This window comes from Paenibacillus sp. FSL W8-0919, from assembly GCF_038003785.1.
Lineage (GTDB): Bacteria > Bacillota > Bacilli > Paenibacillales > Paenibacillaceae > Paenibacillus_AQ > Paenibacillus_AQ lactis.
Map to the genome: position 1 here is coordinate 6014858 of NZ_JBBOPV010000001.1, position 16556 is coordinate 6031413.

A 16556-nucleotide genomic window follows, 5' to 3' on the forward strand; every position below is an offset into this window, starting at 1 on the left:
TCTTTTTCCGAAATAAAAATAAAAATCCGAATTTTTGTCATTTTCGACAAACCCTCGGATTCTTGGACTTAGTTATGGATTAACCGGTAGATCATGCAGGCCAGATACACATCGTAAAATTCGGAATTCATCGTGATATCGTAGCCCAGCAGCTCGCTGATTTTCTTGATGCGGTACTTTACGGTGTTTTTGTGGACAAAGAGGAGCTTGGCACAGACATCAAAATTCCCCTTCGCATCCAGAAGAAATATCGTTAATGTTCTAACCGATTCAGGGTCATCCAGAATAGGAGCGATCACCGCCATCCATTCCTCAATGACTTCTTCTCCTTGCACGCTCAAGTCGATCGCCCGCTTCATGGAGCGAATTTCTGCGGCCGCAAACATTTTCCGTTCTTGATATATAAGATGCACTTTCTTCCCGACTTGGTTCACGAGCTGATACATCCTGCGTACATCCGTCGTATTCCTCATTCTCGGCGCGTACACCATTTCGGATATAGAGGGCAGGAAGCTCGTCGTATCGATATACTCTTCAGCCACTTCAACTTCATTGTATTTATATGAGCAGTTGCCCAGAAGCACGATGATGCAATGATCGATCGTTTGAATGACCGCTGTTTTATAGGATTTTGAGAGATGCTCCGACAGTTCCTCCTTGATGCGTTTTTCCTCCGATAAATCCTGAATGTAGACGAGCCACATCATTTGGATCGACGCTACATCGATATGCAGCAGATGGGCAAGTCTCCGCATCTTTTCGCTTTCATCGTTAATAATCGCCTTGACTAAGGCATATTCGCTGACCTCGTTATGCTTGTCTCCCCATAAATTGATAGCCACCTGCACGACCTCGCTGATTTTATCGATCGTCTTCCCCGGCAGTTTCGAATTTTCTTTGATTAAAAAAAGATTCAGCGCCTCCCCGTTCTTTTGACGGAGAACCTTATGATCAACGAAGCAGGAGATGTCGGAGCTCATCGCTCCGGCACTGCCGTTCGCCATTTGAGGCGCGTGCTCCTGAATGATCTTAACAACATCCAGCGTAGAGTTACGCGGCCACATGACTTGATTCACGATCTCAAGCTTCGTATTTGTCAGTACAATGTTGGCTTTCAGCCGGTCGGCTAACAATTTCAGCATAATCTCCACGCTGCGCGAATGCTCCGGAAGGTACGACACCTTCTCCAGCGATTCATTGACAAAATTATCATTGATCGTCTGATTGTCCAGCACGATCGCTTCCATCACTTCATAAATCACTTCATTGTAACGCAAGGAGGAATCGTTCTCCGGCATGCAGATGATAATAAAATTTTGGGACTCGGCTAATTGCAGCACTTCCTCCGGCACCTTCGGAATAATAATTCCGACATAATATAAAATCAGTCCCACTTCACCGAGATTAATCAAGTATTGAATCGCTTCGCACTGCTTGTCCACACTGTCCTTGATGGAGTATAACGAGCTGATCACAATTTCCTCCGCATACCACTCCTCTTGGACGGAACGGACGATTTTAGAAGAAAAATCAGCGTTGGAAACCTCCAATACGGATAATGAGGAGACCGTACGATGAAGGCTGTTCAGTCCGGTCAGCACCTTGGCGCCCCGGAATGAAGGCAATTGCAGTATATCTTTAACGGTTACCCCATATGTTTCACCACTTCTTTTTGTTTTTGTTCCAATGATCAAAGTTATAATCCCGTCATTAAGGGATGCTTATACTTGGCTGCGTGTCTTACATTTTAAAGTGATTTCTGCTGGATTGCTACCAGGAAAAAAAGCGCCGCATGAAACTTAAAATCAAAAAAAGACCGGGCATGGCCCGATCCTCAAATCACTTTTTCTTATAAAACTCATGATACAGCTTCATAAGCGCCCGCTTCTCAATCCGGGACACATAGCTCCGGGAAATCCCGAGCTCCTTGGCGATTTCGCGCTGGGTACGCTCCTCGCCTCCAGCTTCGAGCCCAAACCGCCCGATCACGACCTCCTTCTCCCGGTCATCCAAAATATCAAGATTGCGGTAAATTTTGCTCTTCTCAATCTTCAGCTGCACCGCATCAACGATATCATCCGCTTCGCTTCCGAGAATATCGATAAGTGTGATTTCATTTCCCTCTTTGTCCGTTCCTATCGGGTCATGCAATGATACGTCTTTTCGCGTCTTCTTCAAGGAACGAAGATGCATCAGAATTTCATTTTCTATACAACGGGCAGCAAATGTCGCCAGCTTCGTGCCTTTATTCGGCCGGAAGCTTTCAATCGCCTTGATGAGTCCAATCGTCCCGATCGAAATCAAGTCTTCCAAATCCTCGCCGGTATTGTCGAATTTTTTGACGATATGCGCGACCAGCCGGAGGTTATGCTCAATCAGTTTGTTGCGCGATTGAGGGTCGCCTTCGGCCATTCGCTGCAGATGCTTTGCTTCCTCATCCTCCGTTAGGGGCTGGGGAAACGCATTGTTTTTCACGTACGAAACGAGCAGGGTCAACTCTTTAATGAACAAAGCAATTGCGGTAAACAATCCAGGCACTGTAGGACACCTCCTGCGAAAAATACAATGCAACCGGCCCTATACGCGCTCGGTTCTCGGTCTTCTCATTGTATGTAGGCTGTGGCCCAGAAGTGCCTGTACGTTTGGAAATGCGTCCAATAAAATCGATCAGGAAGCGGGTGCTCGGCATGTCTGTTGGCGTTCTGCAAGGACCGCGATTTGCATCCAGCTGACGTTCGGCTTCGCCTAGGCGAGCTCCAGTCTTGCCGTCATGTGATGCCGGGGAGGTCCATAATAAAAGAGATGCTCCTTAGAGAGCTTCACAACAGAAAGCTTCATAGTAGGGAGCTTCGCAATACAGCGCTTCATAACAGAGAGTCTCGCAATAGGAACCTCACCAATGAGCTACAGAATCCCTGCTCATTCTATCGCGCCCGGCTGGCTCAGCTGATCGAACAGCCAATCGTACGAGTACCTACCGCTGATTTGGTGCCTTCCCGGGAACAGATCGGCCACCAGCCGATTCTCCGCCCCGTCGCGCCGGTAAATATCCCGGAGCTGATCAGCAGCGGCACGAAAGCCCTGCTCGGGAAATATCCGATCATCGGTGCCCGATTCCACAAACAAGGGTCTGGGAGAGATCAGCCCCAGCCACTCCGGGAGCTCGGCATGGGCCAGCATGCCGGGGATGTAATTGCAGACGCAGTGCTGCATCGCCAAGATGCTGTCCTTAAACGTATTCAGATATCCAGCAATGACGGCAGCCCGGATTCGCAAGTCCAGCACCGCGGTCAAGAACGAAATCATCCCCCCGCCTGAAAAACCCATGATGCCGATTCGATCGTCACGGACCTCTGCCCGACCGGCGGCATAATCGACCGTCTTTAACGCCTCCGTCACGCGCAGACCTGCCAGCGTCTTGCCATGCATCATCAGCCGGGTGGATAAGCGAAGGCAGGAGTGGTTCACGTCAGGGTTAGCTGTCACATCCGCCATAAGCCGCCGCTCTCCGAAGCCGGCAACGTCCGGGGCGATGACGATCATCCCCCGCTTCACCAATTGGATGGCAAAATGCCCGTGGGCTCCGGGCGGCTCCATGTCCGGAGAGCCGTCCGGCTTCAATCCGACAATTTCCCTGCTTCCGTATCCGTGGCCGTGAAGCGCTACGACAGCAGGCAGCGGGTCGCGGCTGTAGCTGTCCGGAACGAGCACGTACGCTGCAAACGACAATCCGGGTATCGCCGACAGCTGAACCCGTTCCCGAATATAACCGTCACAGACCGTTCGTTCAAGCAGTACGGGCTCCGGACCCTTGCTTGCATCAAAATCGCCGAGCAGCTCACGCAGCTTATGCTTCAAGTACTGCTTTCTCTCCTCTGCCGTACGGGACGCCTTCGCCGTCTCTATACACTTCATGCTGTTGTCGTACAGCTTCTCCAAATATTCGTCCGCATGCCACCACATCCGCTATTACACCGCCCTTTTAGTAAATTTCAGATTGGATCACATGATTCGTATATGATCCGTGTCTCGATTGCTCTATTTTCTATAGACAGACGCTAGACATCCGGCATATGCATGGCCGTTCCCCTTACCGGGTTGCTTGACCAGACGCAATCCTTAAGGGAACCGGTGTGTAACGGTCATTGGTCTTGCTCTCACCAAGACGGCGGATCTTGCCGTTGCGGCACCGGGCGATACGATTGATTGCCAACGGCAGTCCGCTGTTTCGCAGGTCGGCTGTCTCCCGCAGCTGCGGATTTGCGCTCGTGTTATTCCTTCTCAATATCGACGAGCACCGCCTCAGGACCTGTCGGCCGCAGGCTTCCTCCTTTAGGCTCCATGCTGACGACGATCCGCTTGGCTTTTTTAGCGCCAAAGCCGTAATAATAGCTTCGGCCCTGCGTCCCTTGAACGAGCATAAAGCCTGCGCTCGACAGCTGATCCTCATCCTGCAGCCATACCTGGTAATCCTTCTCCTTCAAAGAGTACAATCCGTTAACGACAATCAGCATTTCCCCGGATCCGCGCTTTAACCAGACCGATCCGCTGCCATAGAAAGGCTCCACCGGCTGGATGGCAAACCGTTCGGTATCGGCGCTCTGCATATGCGCGATCCGCTGATTCACCGCATGATCAAAGGTTTCTTCCTTGCCCGCGGCCCCCTTCGAGGCAAACAGCCCGACGAACAGGGCGAGGAGGGCCGCCCCCGCGATCGCCTGCAGCGCATAACGGCGATTGGCGGCTGCACGTTTGCGCAGGGATCGCGCATAAGCCGCGCGCATAAGTCTCTTTCGCAGCCGCTGGGACGGCTCGGGCTTGGGCTCGGTCCGATCGGATGCCTTCCCGGTGCTGAATGCAGGCTCCGCATCGAAACCGCCGGGGATTTCCCCCTCGCTGGCTTCCTGAACCAAGCCGCCGCTGAAGCCCCCGGCTTCGCCCAAGATCGCCTGCCACTCGGCGGTCGTCCGGGCGCAGGCTTCGCAATGCCGCAAATGGCGTTCCACTGCAGAGCGGTCCGCTTCAGACAGCCGATTCATCGCGTAATCGGCCAGCTTCTCCTCCGAGTACAACGGACAGCTTACGACAGCATCATCTTCGTGATGACTATGCTTTGTATGCATCATGCTTCGGCTCTCCCCCTTCCTTCGGATCGGCGGCGTCAAGGCGCCGCCTCACGTTGTGAATTCCGTAGCGGATCAGCGATTTGATCGTCCCGACAGGGCGCTTCATCATTTCTGCCATTTCTCTGTGGGACAGCTGTTCGACGTAGCTGCCATATACGGCCATGCGCTGGAGCGGCGGAATGGCCCGCAGCGCCTCCTTCACTTGATCCAGCTCCACGCGGCGCAGAGCGGCCATCTCGACGGATTCCCGTTCGCTGAACAGAATTGGCTCCGGCAGCTCCTCCTCATTCCAATCACACACCGTCATGCGCTGCTTGCGGCGGAGCCGGTCCATCGCCCGGCTGCGCGTTCGTACGGCAAGCCATGCCTCCACGCTCCCCCGGTCGGGATCGTACTGATCCGCCTTATGCAGCACTTCCATAAAGATATCCTGACATAAATCCTCCGCATCGGCCGGATCCTTGGTCATCGTCAGCGCAAGCCGATATACCATCTGGGCGTAGTTGTCATAGAACCGCCCGAATGCCGCAGCCGATCCGTCCGCAATCTCTGCAAGCCATTCCGCAGGATGCTCGCCCACCATCTTCTCCCCCTAACATGACTTTATCGTCTTCGCCCGAACCAGGCGATTGTCCATGAAGGAACCCGAAGCTGACCATAAACGCGCTATGACAGCTATTTTCGATTCATTATTGTAGCAAAGCGGATTTCGGTTTTGAACGGAGCATTCGCTTTTTAAGCTTCCTTTAATGAATTTTTTATGTGTTTTTAAGCTTCCGCGTAAATCCAATCCCCGCCTTTACTTCGTACTAAGGATGAATGAAATCACTAGGAGGGGTTTTGTCATGAGAATCGCTGGAAAGTCAATAAAATCGTTGAGCTTGCTGCTCCTCATTATGCTGGGCGCAAGCTTGCTGACGGGAGGCAGGCCGGTGTTTGCAGCCGGGGAAGTTACGCTGTATACACCCTATACCTCCATATCCGCTCCGCCGGGAGAGACGATAAATTATCCGGTTGAGGTCAAGAACAATACCGGCGGCGTTGTTACGGCGCCGCTTCAATTAAACAACCTTCCCGACGGCTGGACAGCCAAGCTGAGCGGGGGTGGATGGCAGCTGAAGGAGGTATCGGTCAAGCCGGGAGAAGCTGAATCCGTAACGCTTGAGGTGACCGTTCCGCTCAAGGTGAACAAGGGCTCCTACAGCTTCCAGTTATCGGCCGGCTCCATGGGCAGCCTTCCGCTCACCGTCGATATTACAGAGCAGGGAACGTATCAGACGGAGCTGACCACCGACCAGGCGAATTTGGAAGGCCATGCCGATTCCACCTTCACCTACACAGTGAATCTGCAGAACCGTACGGCCAGTAAACAAAATTACGCGCTGCAAGCCGATGCCCAGGCAGGCTGGGACGTTAAATTCACCTCAGGGGGGAACCAGGTGTCTTCCGTAGAGATCGAACCGGGCGCGAACCAATCGATCACGGTTGATGTCAAACCGCCGGCTGAGGTTACGGAAGGAACCTTCAAGATTCCGATCCGGGCCTCCAACCAATCCACCTCGTCCGAGTTGACGCTGGAAGCCGTCATTACCGGTTCCTATGGGCTTGAGCTGACGACGCCGACCGGCCTCCTGAGCACGAGCGTGAGCGCCGGTGGCAGCAAGACGGTCGAGCTGCAGGTAAAGAATACGGGAACCGCCGATCTGTCGGACATCAATTTGAGCTCCGAAGCACCGGTGGATTGGGAGGTGACCTTCAATCCAAAGACGATCGAGAACCTGCCGGCCGGCCAGTCCACGACCGTGGAGGCGAAGCTGACCGCAAGCGATAAAGCGATCGCCGGCGATTATGTAACCAACATGAAGGCTTCCGCGGCTGAGGCCAGCTCGGATGCCCAATTCCGCGTTTCGGTGAAAGGCTCCATGCTATGGGGCTGGATCGGCGTCCTGATCATCTTGGCCATTATTGGCGGCATCTACTATCTGATTCGCAAATACGGGAGGAGATAACCGTGACGGAAACGGTCATAGACATTCACGAGCTGACGAAGAGCTACGGCAAGGCGAAAGCCGTCGACCGCCTCTCCCTGCGAATATCGCGCGGCGAAATCTTCGGCCTGCTCGGTCCGAACGGGGCAGGGAAGTCGACCACGATCTTGATGCTGCTCGGACTGAGCGAGCCCGATTCCGGAACGATTAACGTGCTCGGCATGAATCCGACCCGAGAGCCGATTCCGGTTAAGCAGCGGGTCGGCTACCTCCCTGATGACGTCGGTTTCTATGAGGACCGCACGGGACTGGAGAACTTGATGCTTACCGCCAGGCTGAACGGCATCCCGGAGGATGCCGCGCGCGAGAGGGCAAAGCTGCTGCTGGAGCAGGTCGGGCTGGATAACGCCGCCCATAAGAAGACTGGCGCTTATTCCCGAGGCATGCGCCAGCGCCTGGGGCTTGCCGATGTGCTCGTCAAGTCCCCGGAAATCATCATTCTTGACGAGCCGACCTTGGGCATCGACCCGACCGGGATGGAGGAGCTGCTCAGCCTGATTCGCAAGCTAAGCCGTGAGCAGAATCTGACGGTGCTCCTGTCCTCGCATCAGCTCCATCAGGTTCAGCAGATTTGCGACAGAGTCGGCCTGTTCGTCCGGGGACGGCTGCTCGCCGAAGGCGATGTCCCCAGCCTGTCGAGGACGCTGTTCGCCGACGATCCGCTGCTGATTACAGCGGACATCGAAGGTCTATCGCCTGCCCTGGAGGAGAGCATCCGCGGGATTGATGGCGTGCATCGCCTGGAAATCGAGACTGTAGGACAAGGGGCTGCGGGTCAACAGGGCGCCCTGTCCGCGGATGGCCGCTGCAGGCTGCAGATCCGGTGCGATTCTGACTGCAGTCCCGACATTGCGGGCGCCATAGTCGGTTCCGGTGCGCGCCTGTTTGCTTTGCACCGCCAGGAATACGGTCTTGATGAAATTTACCATCGTTATTTTGCAGGAGGTGAGCCTCATGGCAAAGGAGACGACGCCAAACGCAGCGGCTAAACTGAACGGCTACGCCAGCAAAGCGAAGGCATGGCTTCATAGCCGCCGAGACATGCTGAGAAAGCCGGTGCGCGCCTCCGGCGAAGGCGCGGCGCACGGCGGACGCAGATCCCGCTCCATACCCGGTGCCTTCGGCGTCCTTGTACGCAAGGAGGTATCCGACCATATCCGAAGCTGGCGCTTTATTCTGCTTCTGGGCATTATTGCTCTTACCTGCGTAGCCTCTCTATATACGGCGTTGAACAGCATCCGGGATGCCCTCGGTTCGGAGGACGGCGTGCAGGAATTCGTCCTGCTGAAGCTGTTTACCATCTCCGACGGAACCCTGCCGACGTTCATCGGCTTTGTCGGGTTTCTTGGGCCGCTGCTCGGAATCGGCATGGGCTTTGATGCGGTAAACAGCGAGCGGAACAAAGGCACGCTCAGCCGGATCATGGCTCAGCCGATTCACCGTGACGACCTGCTGAACGCTAAATTCGTCGCATCCCTGATCGTCATCAGCATCATGTTCCTGACCCTCGGGTTCCTGACCATGGCGCTGGGAACCCTGATCATCGGCATTCCGCCGACCTTCGAGGAATTTCTGCGAATCATCAGCTTTTTGCTTGTGACGATCTTCTATGTCGGCTTCTGGCTGAACCTGTCCATTATGTTCTCGGTCCGCTTCCGCCAGCCGGCGACATCGGCGCTGTCCTGTATTGCGGTATGGCTGTTCTTCAGCTTTTTCTACGATATGATCCTGCAGCTGATCGCAAAGGGAATCGCGCCGAGCGCCCCTACGACCACGGTTCAGGACGTGCTCAACTACCAAAATCTGATGATGTGGCTGAACCGCATCTCGCCTTACACCCTATTCAATGAAGCGACCACCACGCTGCTTGTCCCGTCGGTCCGAAATCTCGGACCGCTGACGAACGAGCAGGTGATCGGAGCCATCGCGAGCCCCTTGCCATTCGGGCAAAGCTTGCTGCTCGTATGGCCGCAAATTACGGGGCTCACGGCGCTTACCTTGATCTGCTTCGCCCTGTCCTACGTCCTCTTCCTCCGTCAAGAGATTCGAGGACGCTCATAATCGGAAGGCCGGCTAGTCCAAGCCGACCGAGCATGGAGGCCGTAGCCGCAGGCAGCAGGCAAATGGCCGCCGTCTCCTTATGATCAAATAGGAGGAGACGGCACCCCCATCCTCACTGCCTATCATGGGGATCCGCATACGTCGGTTGCATAAGGTTAACTAACCTCCAACTAAAGAGAAAGCAAGCTTTTCAGCCCTTTCGCTTCCAAGCAGGAAGTCGGAAGGGCGTTCTTCATGTTTCGGGACATTTCCGATAGTCCCATGAATATCCAATTGACACTTTGCCGCTATGCATTACTTCCCATTGCCAAGCAGCAGATTCGTCTGAATCTCCAATTGCTTCTCCAGCGAGATGAGATCGCCTGCCGAGAACTGATTGATATCCAATGTAAAAATGCGATTGTTTTTGTAAGCCGGAAGTGACTTCCAAATGGCACTCTCCATAATCTCCTTGGCACGTTCTCCTCCTCCGTCCGCATCGTAAACCGTCACGAACATATAATCCGCGGCCATTTCCGGCAGTGCTTCCAGGGAAATGTCCCGGCCGGCTCCTCCGTTGACGATATGCTCTTTCACGGCTTCCGGCGGCTGATAGCCAAGCCCCGAATAGAGGTTGCGGGTACCTCGCCCAAAGCTCTCACCTACGACCCAAAAATTTTTCGCCCAAATCTCATAGACGCCAACCGTTTCTCCTTCCTTCACAACGCCGGTAAGCTTCGCCCTAGCCTCTTCAAGCTTCTCCTCATAACGCCGAATGGCTTCCTCCGCTTCCTCCGATTTCCCGAGGATTTCTCCGAATTCACGCAGCTCGGCATATATATCTTTAGCTCCCCAGGGAATTACAATCGTTGGTGCGATTTTAGCGAACTCCTCATAGTTTTTATCGGAAGGTCTAATGATGAGATCGGGATCAAGGGATACGATTTTCTCAAGTGCCGCTTTATCGTCACCGATATCCTCGATTCCGTCGGTCAGATCCTGCAAAAAATACTGATTCAGGCTGGCCGTACCTGCGCCTACAGGCTTAACTCCCAAGGTTAGCAGATGGCCGAGATATTGCGTCGCGACAATTCGCTTCGGATCCTTCGGAATCTCGATCTCGCCCATGACCGTTTCATATTTACGTGTTTCCGCTGCTTGAGGGTCGCCATTGGCTTCGACAATTTCGCTTTGCTGCTGCGTGCTTCCGCAGGCTCCCAGCACAATGACCATACTTCCGACCAGAGACAACATCAATCCTTTAAGCAACCGCATCTTTAAACCCTCCACCTTATTGATAATGATTATCATTATTATCATGATAAAGGCAAGGATTGCACGAGTCTATTGCGTTCCGTAAGCGGTTCTATGGACATTTGTTAGAAGTTCCGTGAGTATTGTCAATTGCTGCTCCAAAGCAAGCGGATCATTATATTTAAACAGCTCCAAATCGAGAAAGAACACCCTCCCGTTTCGAACGGCAGGCAATCTTCTCCATTCTTTGCTGTTCATGACTCGTTCCGCATAGCCTGTACCGCCTCCACTCTCCCAGATGGTTACGAACATATAATCGGCGGCATACGCTGCCAGCATGTCCGGCGTTAGCTCCAAGCCGACCCCCTCACCTAATACATGTTCTGCGAGCGGCCCCGGTGGCCGAAACGAAAACGTCCGGTATAAATTGCGCAGTCCTCTGCCGTACGCCATATTAACCGCCCATATCCGATCCGCCCAAAACTCAAACACGGCTGCCGTAACATGTGAACCGATCATTTTGGCTACCTGAGCAGCAGCTAGTTCTTCCTTCTCTCTAAATCCATCAATCCAGCTCTTCGCTTCGCGTTCGCGATTGAGTGCTCTGCCTAATCGAAGCAGTTCGTCCAAGGTATCTTCCCGCCCCCAAGGAAGTAAAATAGTTGGAGCCAGCTGTGATAAGGGCTCGCTGTTCGGTCCGGATGTGACGATCAGATCGGGCTGCAACGATGATATCCTCTGGAGCGATCGAGCATCTCCGACGTCAGCTACATCCCCCAGCCTTCCGGCATAGGGGCGGGCACGCAGCAGATTGGTCGAAGTTCCTGCGGGCGTAAGTCCAAGCGCCAGCAAATGGCCCACATATTGCAGGGCCACGATACGTTTCGGACGCTGAATATAATCGCGAGGAGAGTAACCGAAATATTGCTTGAATTTCCGGCTTAAATATAAGCCGTCCTGATAGCCGATTTCCCTCGCGATTCGATCGAGATTACGATCTTCGCCGTTAAGTAATTCCTCCCTGGCTTTCTCCAGGCGGAGCCGTGTCAGGTACTCCGTGAAACCGGATCCTGTTGCTCTTTTGAACGATACGGAGAAGTGTTCCGGCGTTAGTCCTACCCTCTTTGCCATGTCGTTACGCGTAATCATCTCGGCGAAATGTTTCTCCACATAATCCACCGCAAGTTTCATGCGCTCCAGCCAATCCTGCTCGCGCTCCTCATCGTCGGTTGACTGCAGCAGTGTGCCCATCAGTTGTTTAAATACCGCATCTTTGCGAAGGTTGGCAGCTAGTCTCCCGCTGAGTCCGGGACTTTGCTTGAATTGGTATAGTTCTTGAGCAAGGACAAGAGCCTCGTGAGTAGCGGCGACGGGAAGCTTACCGGTGTCCATCAGTGCAGAGATTCGCTTACTGTATATGATACGGCTTGTTGTCTGCTCCTTGGACTCCCATACATCGTATTGCAATTCATAAAGCTCGAGCGGAACCGACGAGTTTGGCGTCCGGCGTATGTCGGCAATCGTCCCCGGCGGACAATAACAGATCGCCTTCGCTTTCAATCGATGCCTGACTCCATTCAAATACAAATCACCGGAACCTTTACTTACCAATAGCATGGTATGTGCTTCCATGAATCCGCCGGCAGCTTCTTCGGTATGACCAAGCTTAATATAGCGTACTCCAAACAGCGAATATTGCGTTTCTTCCATGCTGAGGGCCCCCCTTCTGACGGTAACAATGTTTTATCCTATTATAGTCGGGGTGATAACCATTCTCAATTACAGTCCGGCATCTGAGTTATGAATTGCTCTTCCTTATTGAAGAATCGAGTAAGAGGGTTGGCTCCCCCCCGTCCTCTCACACCATATGTACATACGGGGCCGCACCACCTCGCGATGGACACCCTTGCCCTTGGCTAACGGTAATGGCGGGCGCTCGCCAGCCCCCGCTCGGGACATTCCCCCAAAAGATGACGCCCATGCTGGGCATACATTCAAAAGCTCACCCGAGCCAAGCAATCGGGTGAGCTTTTTGTTGGATAAAAGTCCGGCCTCTGGCTAAGAAGACAAGCCTAGCAAATAAGCCTTTAGCCGCCTTACCTTCCCGTAATCGCCGCTTGCGCCATGAATCCGATGCTGCGCAGCCAACCCTCGCACAGCTCCGTCCAGCGCGAAGCATCCGGCTCCTCCTCGGCTAATCCGAGGCCATGGCGACCGTGAGGGAAAACGTGCAGCTCAAACGGAATTTGATGCTTGCTTAGGGCCCCGGCATACAACAGGCTGTTCTCCACCGGGACCGCACCGTCATCCGACGTATGCCACAGAAATGCAGGGGGTGTTCCCGGCTTCACTGCGTGCTGCATGGACAGGGTTCGTCTCATCGCTTCGGACGGATGCTCGCCCAGCAGGTTATGTACGGAGCCCTCATGGCTAAACTCGTTAAACGAAATAACCGGGTAGCACAGGATGGACGCATTTGGACGGCTGCTCTGCCGCTCAACGGGATCCAGGGCCTCCGGATCTCCGGAATCGTGGTCATTGCTCGCCCAAGCCGCCAGATGCCCTCCGGCAGAAAACCCCAAAATTCCAATCCGTTCCGGGTCGATGCTCCACTCCTGGGCATGGTGCCTCACCAGCCGGATCGCCCGCTGTGCATCGAGCAGGGGATATGGATGCCGGTATGGAGCAACCCGGTATTGAACGACAAAAGCGGATAAGCCGATCGAATTCAGCCACAAAGCGACAGGCTCCCCTTCATGATCGGCCCGTCCCTGATAGCCTCCGCCCGGCAGGACAATCACGGCTCCTCCAGGATTATTCCTTTCCAGCAAGTATGGCTTCATATAAGGTTCAAACCGTTCCTCTGCCGACTCGTAACCCGGTGTTTCCTCTTCCCACAGCTTCATGATGGATGTCCCCTTTCAGCCTTCCATGTTTGTTATGCAAATCGTTTAACTGCATGCATGCAATGCTTGGACCGACTTCACACCCGAGGAGCTGTTGATTTCCCGAGAAGATCGGTTCGCAGCGGGGTGAACGTGTCTAGCAGCGCCGACGGCTCCAGCGCGATAACGCCATGCTCGACGCCGCCTGGAATAACGATGGTCTCTCCCTGACTGATGATGAAAGACTCCCCGCCGATGCGAAATTCCATCCGTCCTTCCAGACAATAGCTCATCTGCTCATGCGGATGGCTGTGCAGGGCTCCTTCGGCTCCCTTCTCAAAATGAACCTCCATCATCATCAGCTCCTTCCCGGGCTGAAACACTTTCCGTTTCACGCCGGGCTCGGCCTGCTCCCAGCTGCCGATGACTGCCATGGATCATTCCTCCTTTCGGGTCGTGATGGATACAATTTCAATGCGCTGAGGAGATGAGCAGCCTTGTCACCATAAACAACACTAGACTGCACAACATTTATCCGCCATCACGTCTTCCTGTTGTCGAACGCTCGCCGTTTCGGACCGCTCATTTCACTGCATGCAGCATCGTACCTACTTCGGCGGGGAAAGCCTGAATTCCTATGAAGAAAACCAATTTTTACGGATCGGATCCCATCTCGAACGTCCGCTCCTAAGGCCTCTCCTCTTGCCAGTCTCCTGCCCTTATATCCCCTCACTGCCCCGCAGCCGCTGCACCCCCAATCCCCCTCTGAAAACCGAACACTTCAACATCCATCGCCTTGCCCGTCACAGATCTCGATTGCGCTGGCCGGATAGGGTGATCCGCATCGCTGGAAATACCGGCGACGCAAGCCAGCCGATGAGAAGCTGCAGCAGCGCGATAGCCATCAGCATCCAGGCAATCGGGCTGTCCGTCAGGGAACCGGGAATCAGCATGTATATGGCGACTCCGGTTCCGCGTCCGGCGTTGGTGAATATTTCACGCAGCACCACCGACTCCACCTTAAAATGCTCCTTCAGCGGGAGCTCTCCGCTTAGCTTGTAATAATGCGAGGTATAGGCGTTGTTTTGCAGCGGCTTTACGAGCGAGAACACCGCCATGAATAAGATGACCGTCCACAGCTGCACGCCCAAGAACAAGGGGATGACGCCTGCGATGAACCCGATCGCAGCTGCGGCCAGGTATAAATCGTTCCACTCGGCCCTGCCCCATCTGGCGAGCACCAGACCGGACAGCATCGTCACCCCCAGAAAAGCCACGTTCAAATAGTTGACGAAGGATTCTCTAGGAACGGCTTGAAACAGCAGAATCGCCGGAATATAGCCAAGAATGCCCTGCGGAAGGCCGAACAGAAACCAGCCCGCCAGTGACCGGCCGAAAGCCGGATATTTGCGCATCATCCTGAAGGCGTATTTGAGGTAATAGGCTTTATGATGGGTCGCTTGCTTCTTCATTCTAAGGCTGTTTACCGATGCATAGACAAACATAGCGAATGCAAGCAAATACACGTAGGTGTACCCCTGCATTCCCCCGGACCATTCCACCAGCGCGCCGGCTGCGGCAGGACCAGCGAGCATGGACAGGTTGGTAATGGTCAGGTTGACCCCGAGGTAGCGGTGGCGGTTGTCATGATCGGTTACATCATTGATCAGCGTAAAATGGCCCAGCCAGTAAAACGCAGTCGATATGCCTTTCAGAAGGGCAAACCCGACATAATAATCCGCCATCCGTTCGCCGGCGATCAGAATACCAAGATAGAACAAGGCCGTCAAGCCGATTCCGAGCCGGTATGCCAGCAGCCGATCTTTCAGCTTGGCCAGCTTGCCAATAAATACGGAAGCTACCGGGGCGGCAGCGAGCGTAATCAGATTAAACATGCCGTTTACCCATAGATCATTCGTGAGCCGCCACAAATACAGGTTGACGAGAATCGCGGCAAGGGCATTGCCGAATTGATAAATGCCGTGATTGAATAGAGTAACGCCCGCTTCGCTCGAAAGACGTCTTCTTTCGCTGTCTCGCCGAGCGCTCCCCTGCTGCAGAGTCCTATTCATCCGCGGCAATTTGACGGAGTCGGGGACTGAATATCGCTACCTGAAGCGGAGAGGCAGGAAGCCCGCTTAGCTCCCGAAGCGTGTAGCGGATCAGGATGGCCTGCGTTCCCGCATTCATGTCTCCCTCGACCTCTCCCCGGCCGAGGGGGACCGGAGGCGGCATGTCCGGATAGCTCTCCCCCGGCTTGACCTGGGCGACGTTCGGCGCCGGCGGCGAGCGATGCAGCTCTCGAGAGAAGCCACCGTCCGCACGCTTGAGCCTCGCCATATTCCACAGCGTAATTTCCGCGATTTCGACCATTTCATCCTCAGCAATATCCATGTTCATCGATGACAGAAGACTGATCGGATTCCGGATATAGCACATATCCTCCGCCCTCTCGGTTCTCAGGATTTGCAGAAGCGAGCGGTAAATTTCCGGGACGCGCGGCAGCGGGATCCCAAACCGGTTATAAAACGTCAGCAGCTTAAACGTACCGGATATGCGGACATAGGGGGCGCCTTCGCCCCATAAGCCTGTGTCCGGATCCTGAATTTCGGCAAAATAGGATAACGCCACTTGGAGATACGTCTCCCGCTTCTCCATAGGCATTTGCAGCAGGTACGGCGCCGAGTTGCACAGCCTGTCGCATCCGCGCCAGCTGTTCACCAGACTGATTGAGCGCAGCCAATCGTGATATGCCGCAGGGCTGCGGCAATAATCCGGTGCCGCCTCTTCGGAGCCCCCGGCTCCCGGCAGCGGATATAACGGGGCTGCCCCGAGCTTCCGGAGGGAACCGGCGCTGTAGCCGAGTGCACGTCCCACCATAACCTCATCTCGTCTCATATCCGGATTCGCATCATAGAAATAGCCCGTAACGGGATCCTGCTTCGACTGAAAGAAGCGGATCATGCGCCCCTTCACTTCCTCTGTCAGTCCCGCTGCAAGGCCGCAGCGCTCGATAATGCCCAGCGCTTGAGCCGTCGATTCGATATCCGGGGTGAGCCGGGGCGAGTTCCGGGAGCTCCGAGCATAATAGAAGCCGCCCGACTCGGGATCATATTGTCCCTCAAGCCATTCGAAGAAGCCTTCGAAGAGCCCGTCCCCGCTCTCTAAAATGTCCTGTAACCGCTGCATGCCGCCACCTCCTC

General features: G+C 54.4%; 15 protein-coding genes. 3 read left to right on the forward strand and 12 right to left on the reverse strand.

The features are described 5' to 3' along the window. Positions 1–68: 68 nt before the first annotated feature. From NST44_RS27335 to NST44_RS27360, 6 genes are all read right to left on the reverse strand, one after another. Positions 69–1625: a PucR family transcriptional regulator gene (locus NST44_RS27335; RefSeq protein WP_340901128.1), complete on the reverse strand. Its 1557-nt coding sequence runs from the start codon at positions 1623–1625 to the stop codon at positions 69–71. A 214-nt stretch (positions 1626–1839) separates the two neighbouring features. Then, complete coding sequence (sigK, locus tag NST44_RS27340) at positions 1840–2538, reverse strand: RNA polymerase sporulation sigma factor SigK (RefSeq protein WP_007129338.1); 699 nt, start codon at positions 2536–2538, stop codon at positions 1840–1842. Positions 2539–2919: 381 nt separating this feature from the next. After that, complete coding sequence (locus NST44_RS27345; protein WP_210095236.1) at positions 2920–3963, reverse strand: dienelactone hydrolase family protein; 1044 nt, start codon at positions 3961–3963, stop codon at positions 2920–2922. 127 nt (positions 3964–4090) lie between these two features. Further along, positions 4091–4285 carry a hypothetical protein gene (locus NST44_RS27350; RefSeq protein WP_138919324.1) on the reverse strand — a complete coding sequence of 65 codons (195 nt, stop codon included), beginning with the start codon at positions 4283–4285 and terminating at the stop codon, positions 4091–4093. Further along, positions 4272–5126, reverse strand: coding sequence for an anti-sigma factor domain-containing protein (locus NST44_RS27355; protein WP_007129336.1), 855 nt, complete (start codon positions 5124–5126; stop codon positions 4272–4274). The genes NST44_RS27350 and NST44_RS27355 overlap by 14 nt, the downstream gene beginning before the upstream one ends. Further along, entirely contained in the window at positions 5107–5709 is a 603-nt protein-coding gene (locus NST44_RS27360; protein WP_007129335.1) for a sigma-70 family RNA polymerase sigma factor, read from the reverse strand. Before NST44_RS27360 ends, NST44_RS27355 begins: the two co-directional genes overlap by 20 nt. Positions 5710–5971: 262 nt before the next feature. Between NST44_RS27360 and NST44_RS27365 the strand changes: the two genes are divergently transcribed. The 3 genes from NST44_RS27365 to NST44_RS27375 are packed head-to-tail and all read left to right on the forward strand — an operon-like array spanning position 5972 to position 9235. Continuing rightward, positions 5972–7135: a COG1470 family protein gene (locus NST44_RS27365; RefSeq protein ID WP_007129334.1), complete on the forward strand. Its 1164-nt coding sequence runs from the start codon at positions 5972–5974 to the stop codon at positions 7133–7135. A gap of 2 nt (positions 7136–7137) precedes the next feature. Beyond that, positions 7138–8163: an ABC transporter ATP-binding protein gene (locus tag NST44_RS27370; RefSeq protein WP_007129333.1), complete on the forward strand. Its 1026-nt coding sequence runs from the start codon at positions 7138–7140 to the stop codon at positions 8161–8163. Next, positions 8129–9235 (forward strand): ABC transporter permease, encoded by a 1107-nt coding sequence (locus tag NST44_RS27375; protein WP_007129332.1) that lies wholly within the window; start codon positions 8129–8131, stop codon positions 9233–9235. Before NST44_RS27370 ends, NST44_RS27375 begins: the two co-directional genes overlap by 35 nt. A 294-nt stretch (positions 9236–9529) precedes the next feature. Here NST44_RS27375 and NST44_RS27380 read toward each other — a convergent pair whose 3' ends face one another. The 6 genes from NST44_RS27380 to NST44_RS27405 form a co-directional block, all read right to left on the reverse strand. Continuing rightward, the gene (locus tag NST44_RS27380; protein WP_210095235.1) at positions 9530–10489 is read right to left on the reverse strand and encodes an ABC transporter substrate-binding protein; all 960 of its coding nucleotides are present in this window, start codon (positions 10487–10489) and stop codon (positions 9530–9532) included. 69 nt (positions 10490–10558) lie between these two features. Further along, positions 10559–12178 carry a helix-turn-helix domain-containing protein gene (locus tag NST44_RS27385; protein WP_210095234.1) on the reverse strand — a complete coding sequence of 540 codons (1620 nt, stop codon included), beginning with the start codon at positions 12176–12178 and terminating at the stop codon, positions 10559–10561. 386 nt (positions 12179–12564) lie between these two features. Further along, positions 12565–13374: an alpha/beta hydrolase gene (locus NST44_RS27390; RefSeq protein WP_251536990.1), complete on the reverse strand. Its 810-nt coding sequence runs from the start codon at positions 13372–13374 to the stop codon at positions 12565–12567. 77 nt (positions 13375–13451) lie between these two features. Then, positions 13452–13787: a cupin domain-containing protein gene (locus NST44_RS27395; RefSeq protein WP_210095232.1), complete on the reverse strand. Its 336-nt coding sequence runs from the start codon at positions 13785–13787 to the stop codon at positions 13452–13454. Between the two features lie 369 nt (positions 13788–14156). Beyond that, positions 14157–15425: an MFS transporter gene (locus NST44_RS27400; RefSeq protein WP_340901130.1), complete on the reverse strand. Its 1269-nt coding sequence runs from the start codon at positions 15423–15425 to the stop codon at positions 14157–14159. Further along, positions 15418–16542: a hypothetical protein gene (locus tag NST44_RS27405; protein ID WP_213614269.1), complete on the reverse strand. Its 1125-nt coding sequence runs from the start codon at positions 16540–16542 to the stop codon at positions 15418–15420. The genes NST44_RS27400 and NST44_RS27405 overlap by 8 nt, the downstream gene beginning before the upstream one ends. Positions 16543–16556 lie beyond the last annotated feature (14 nt).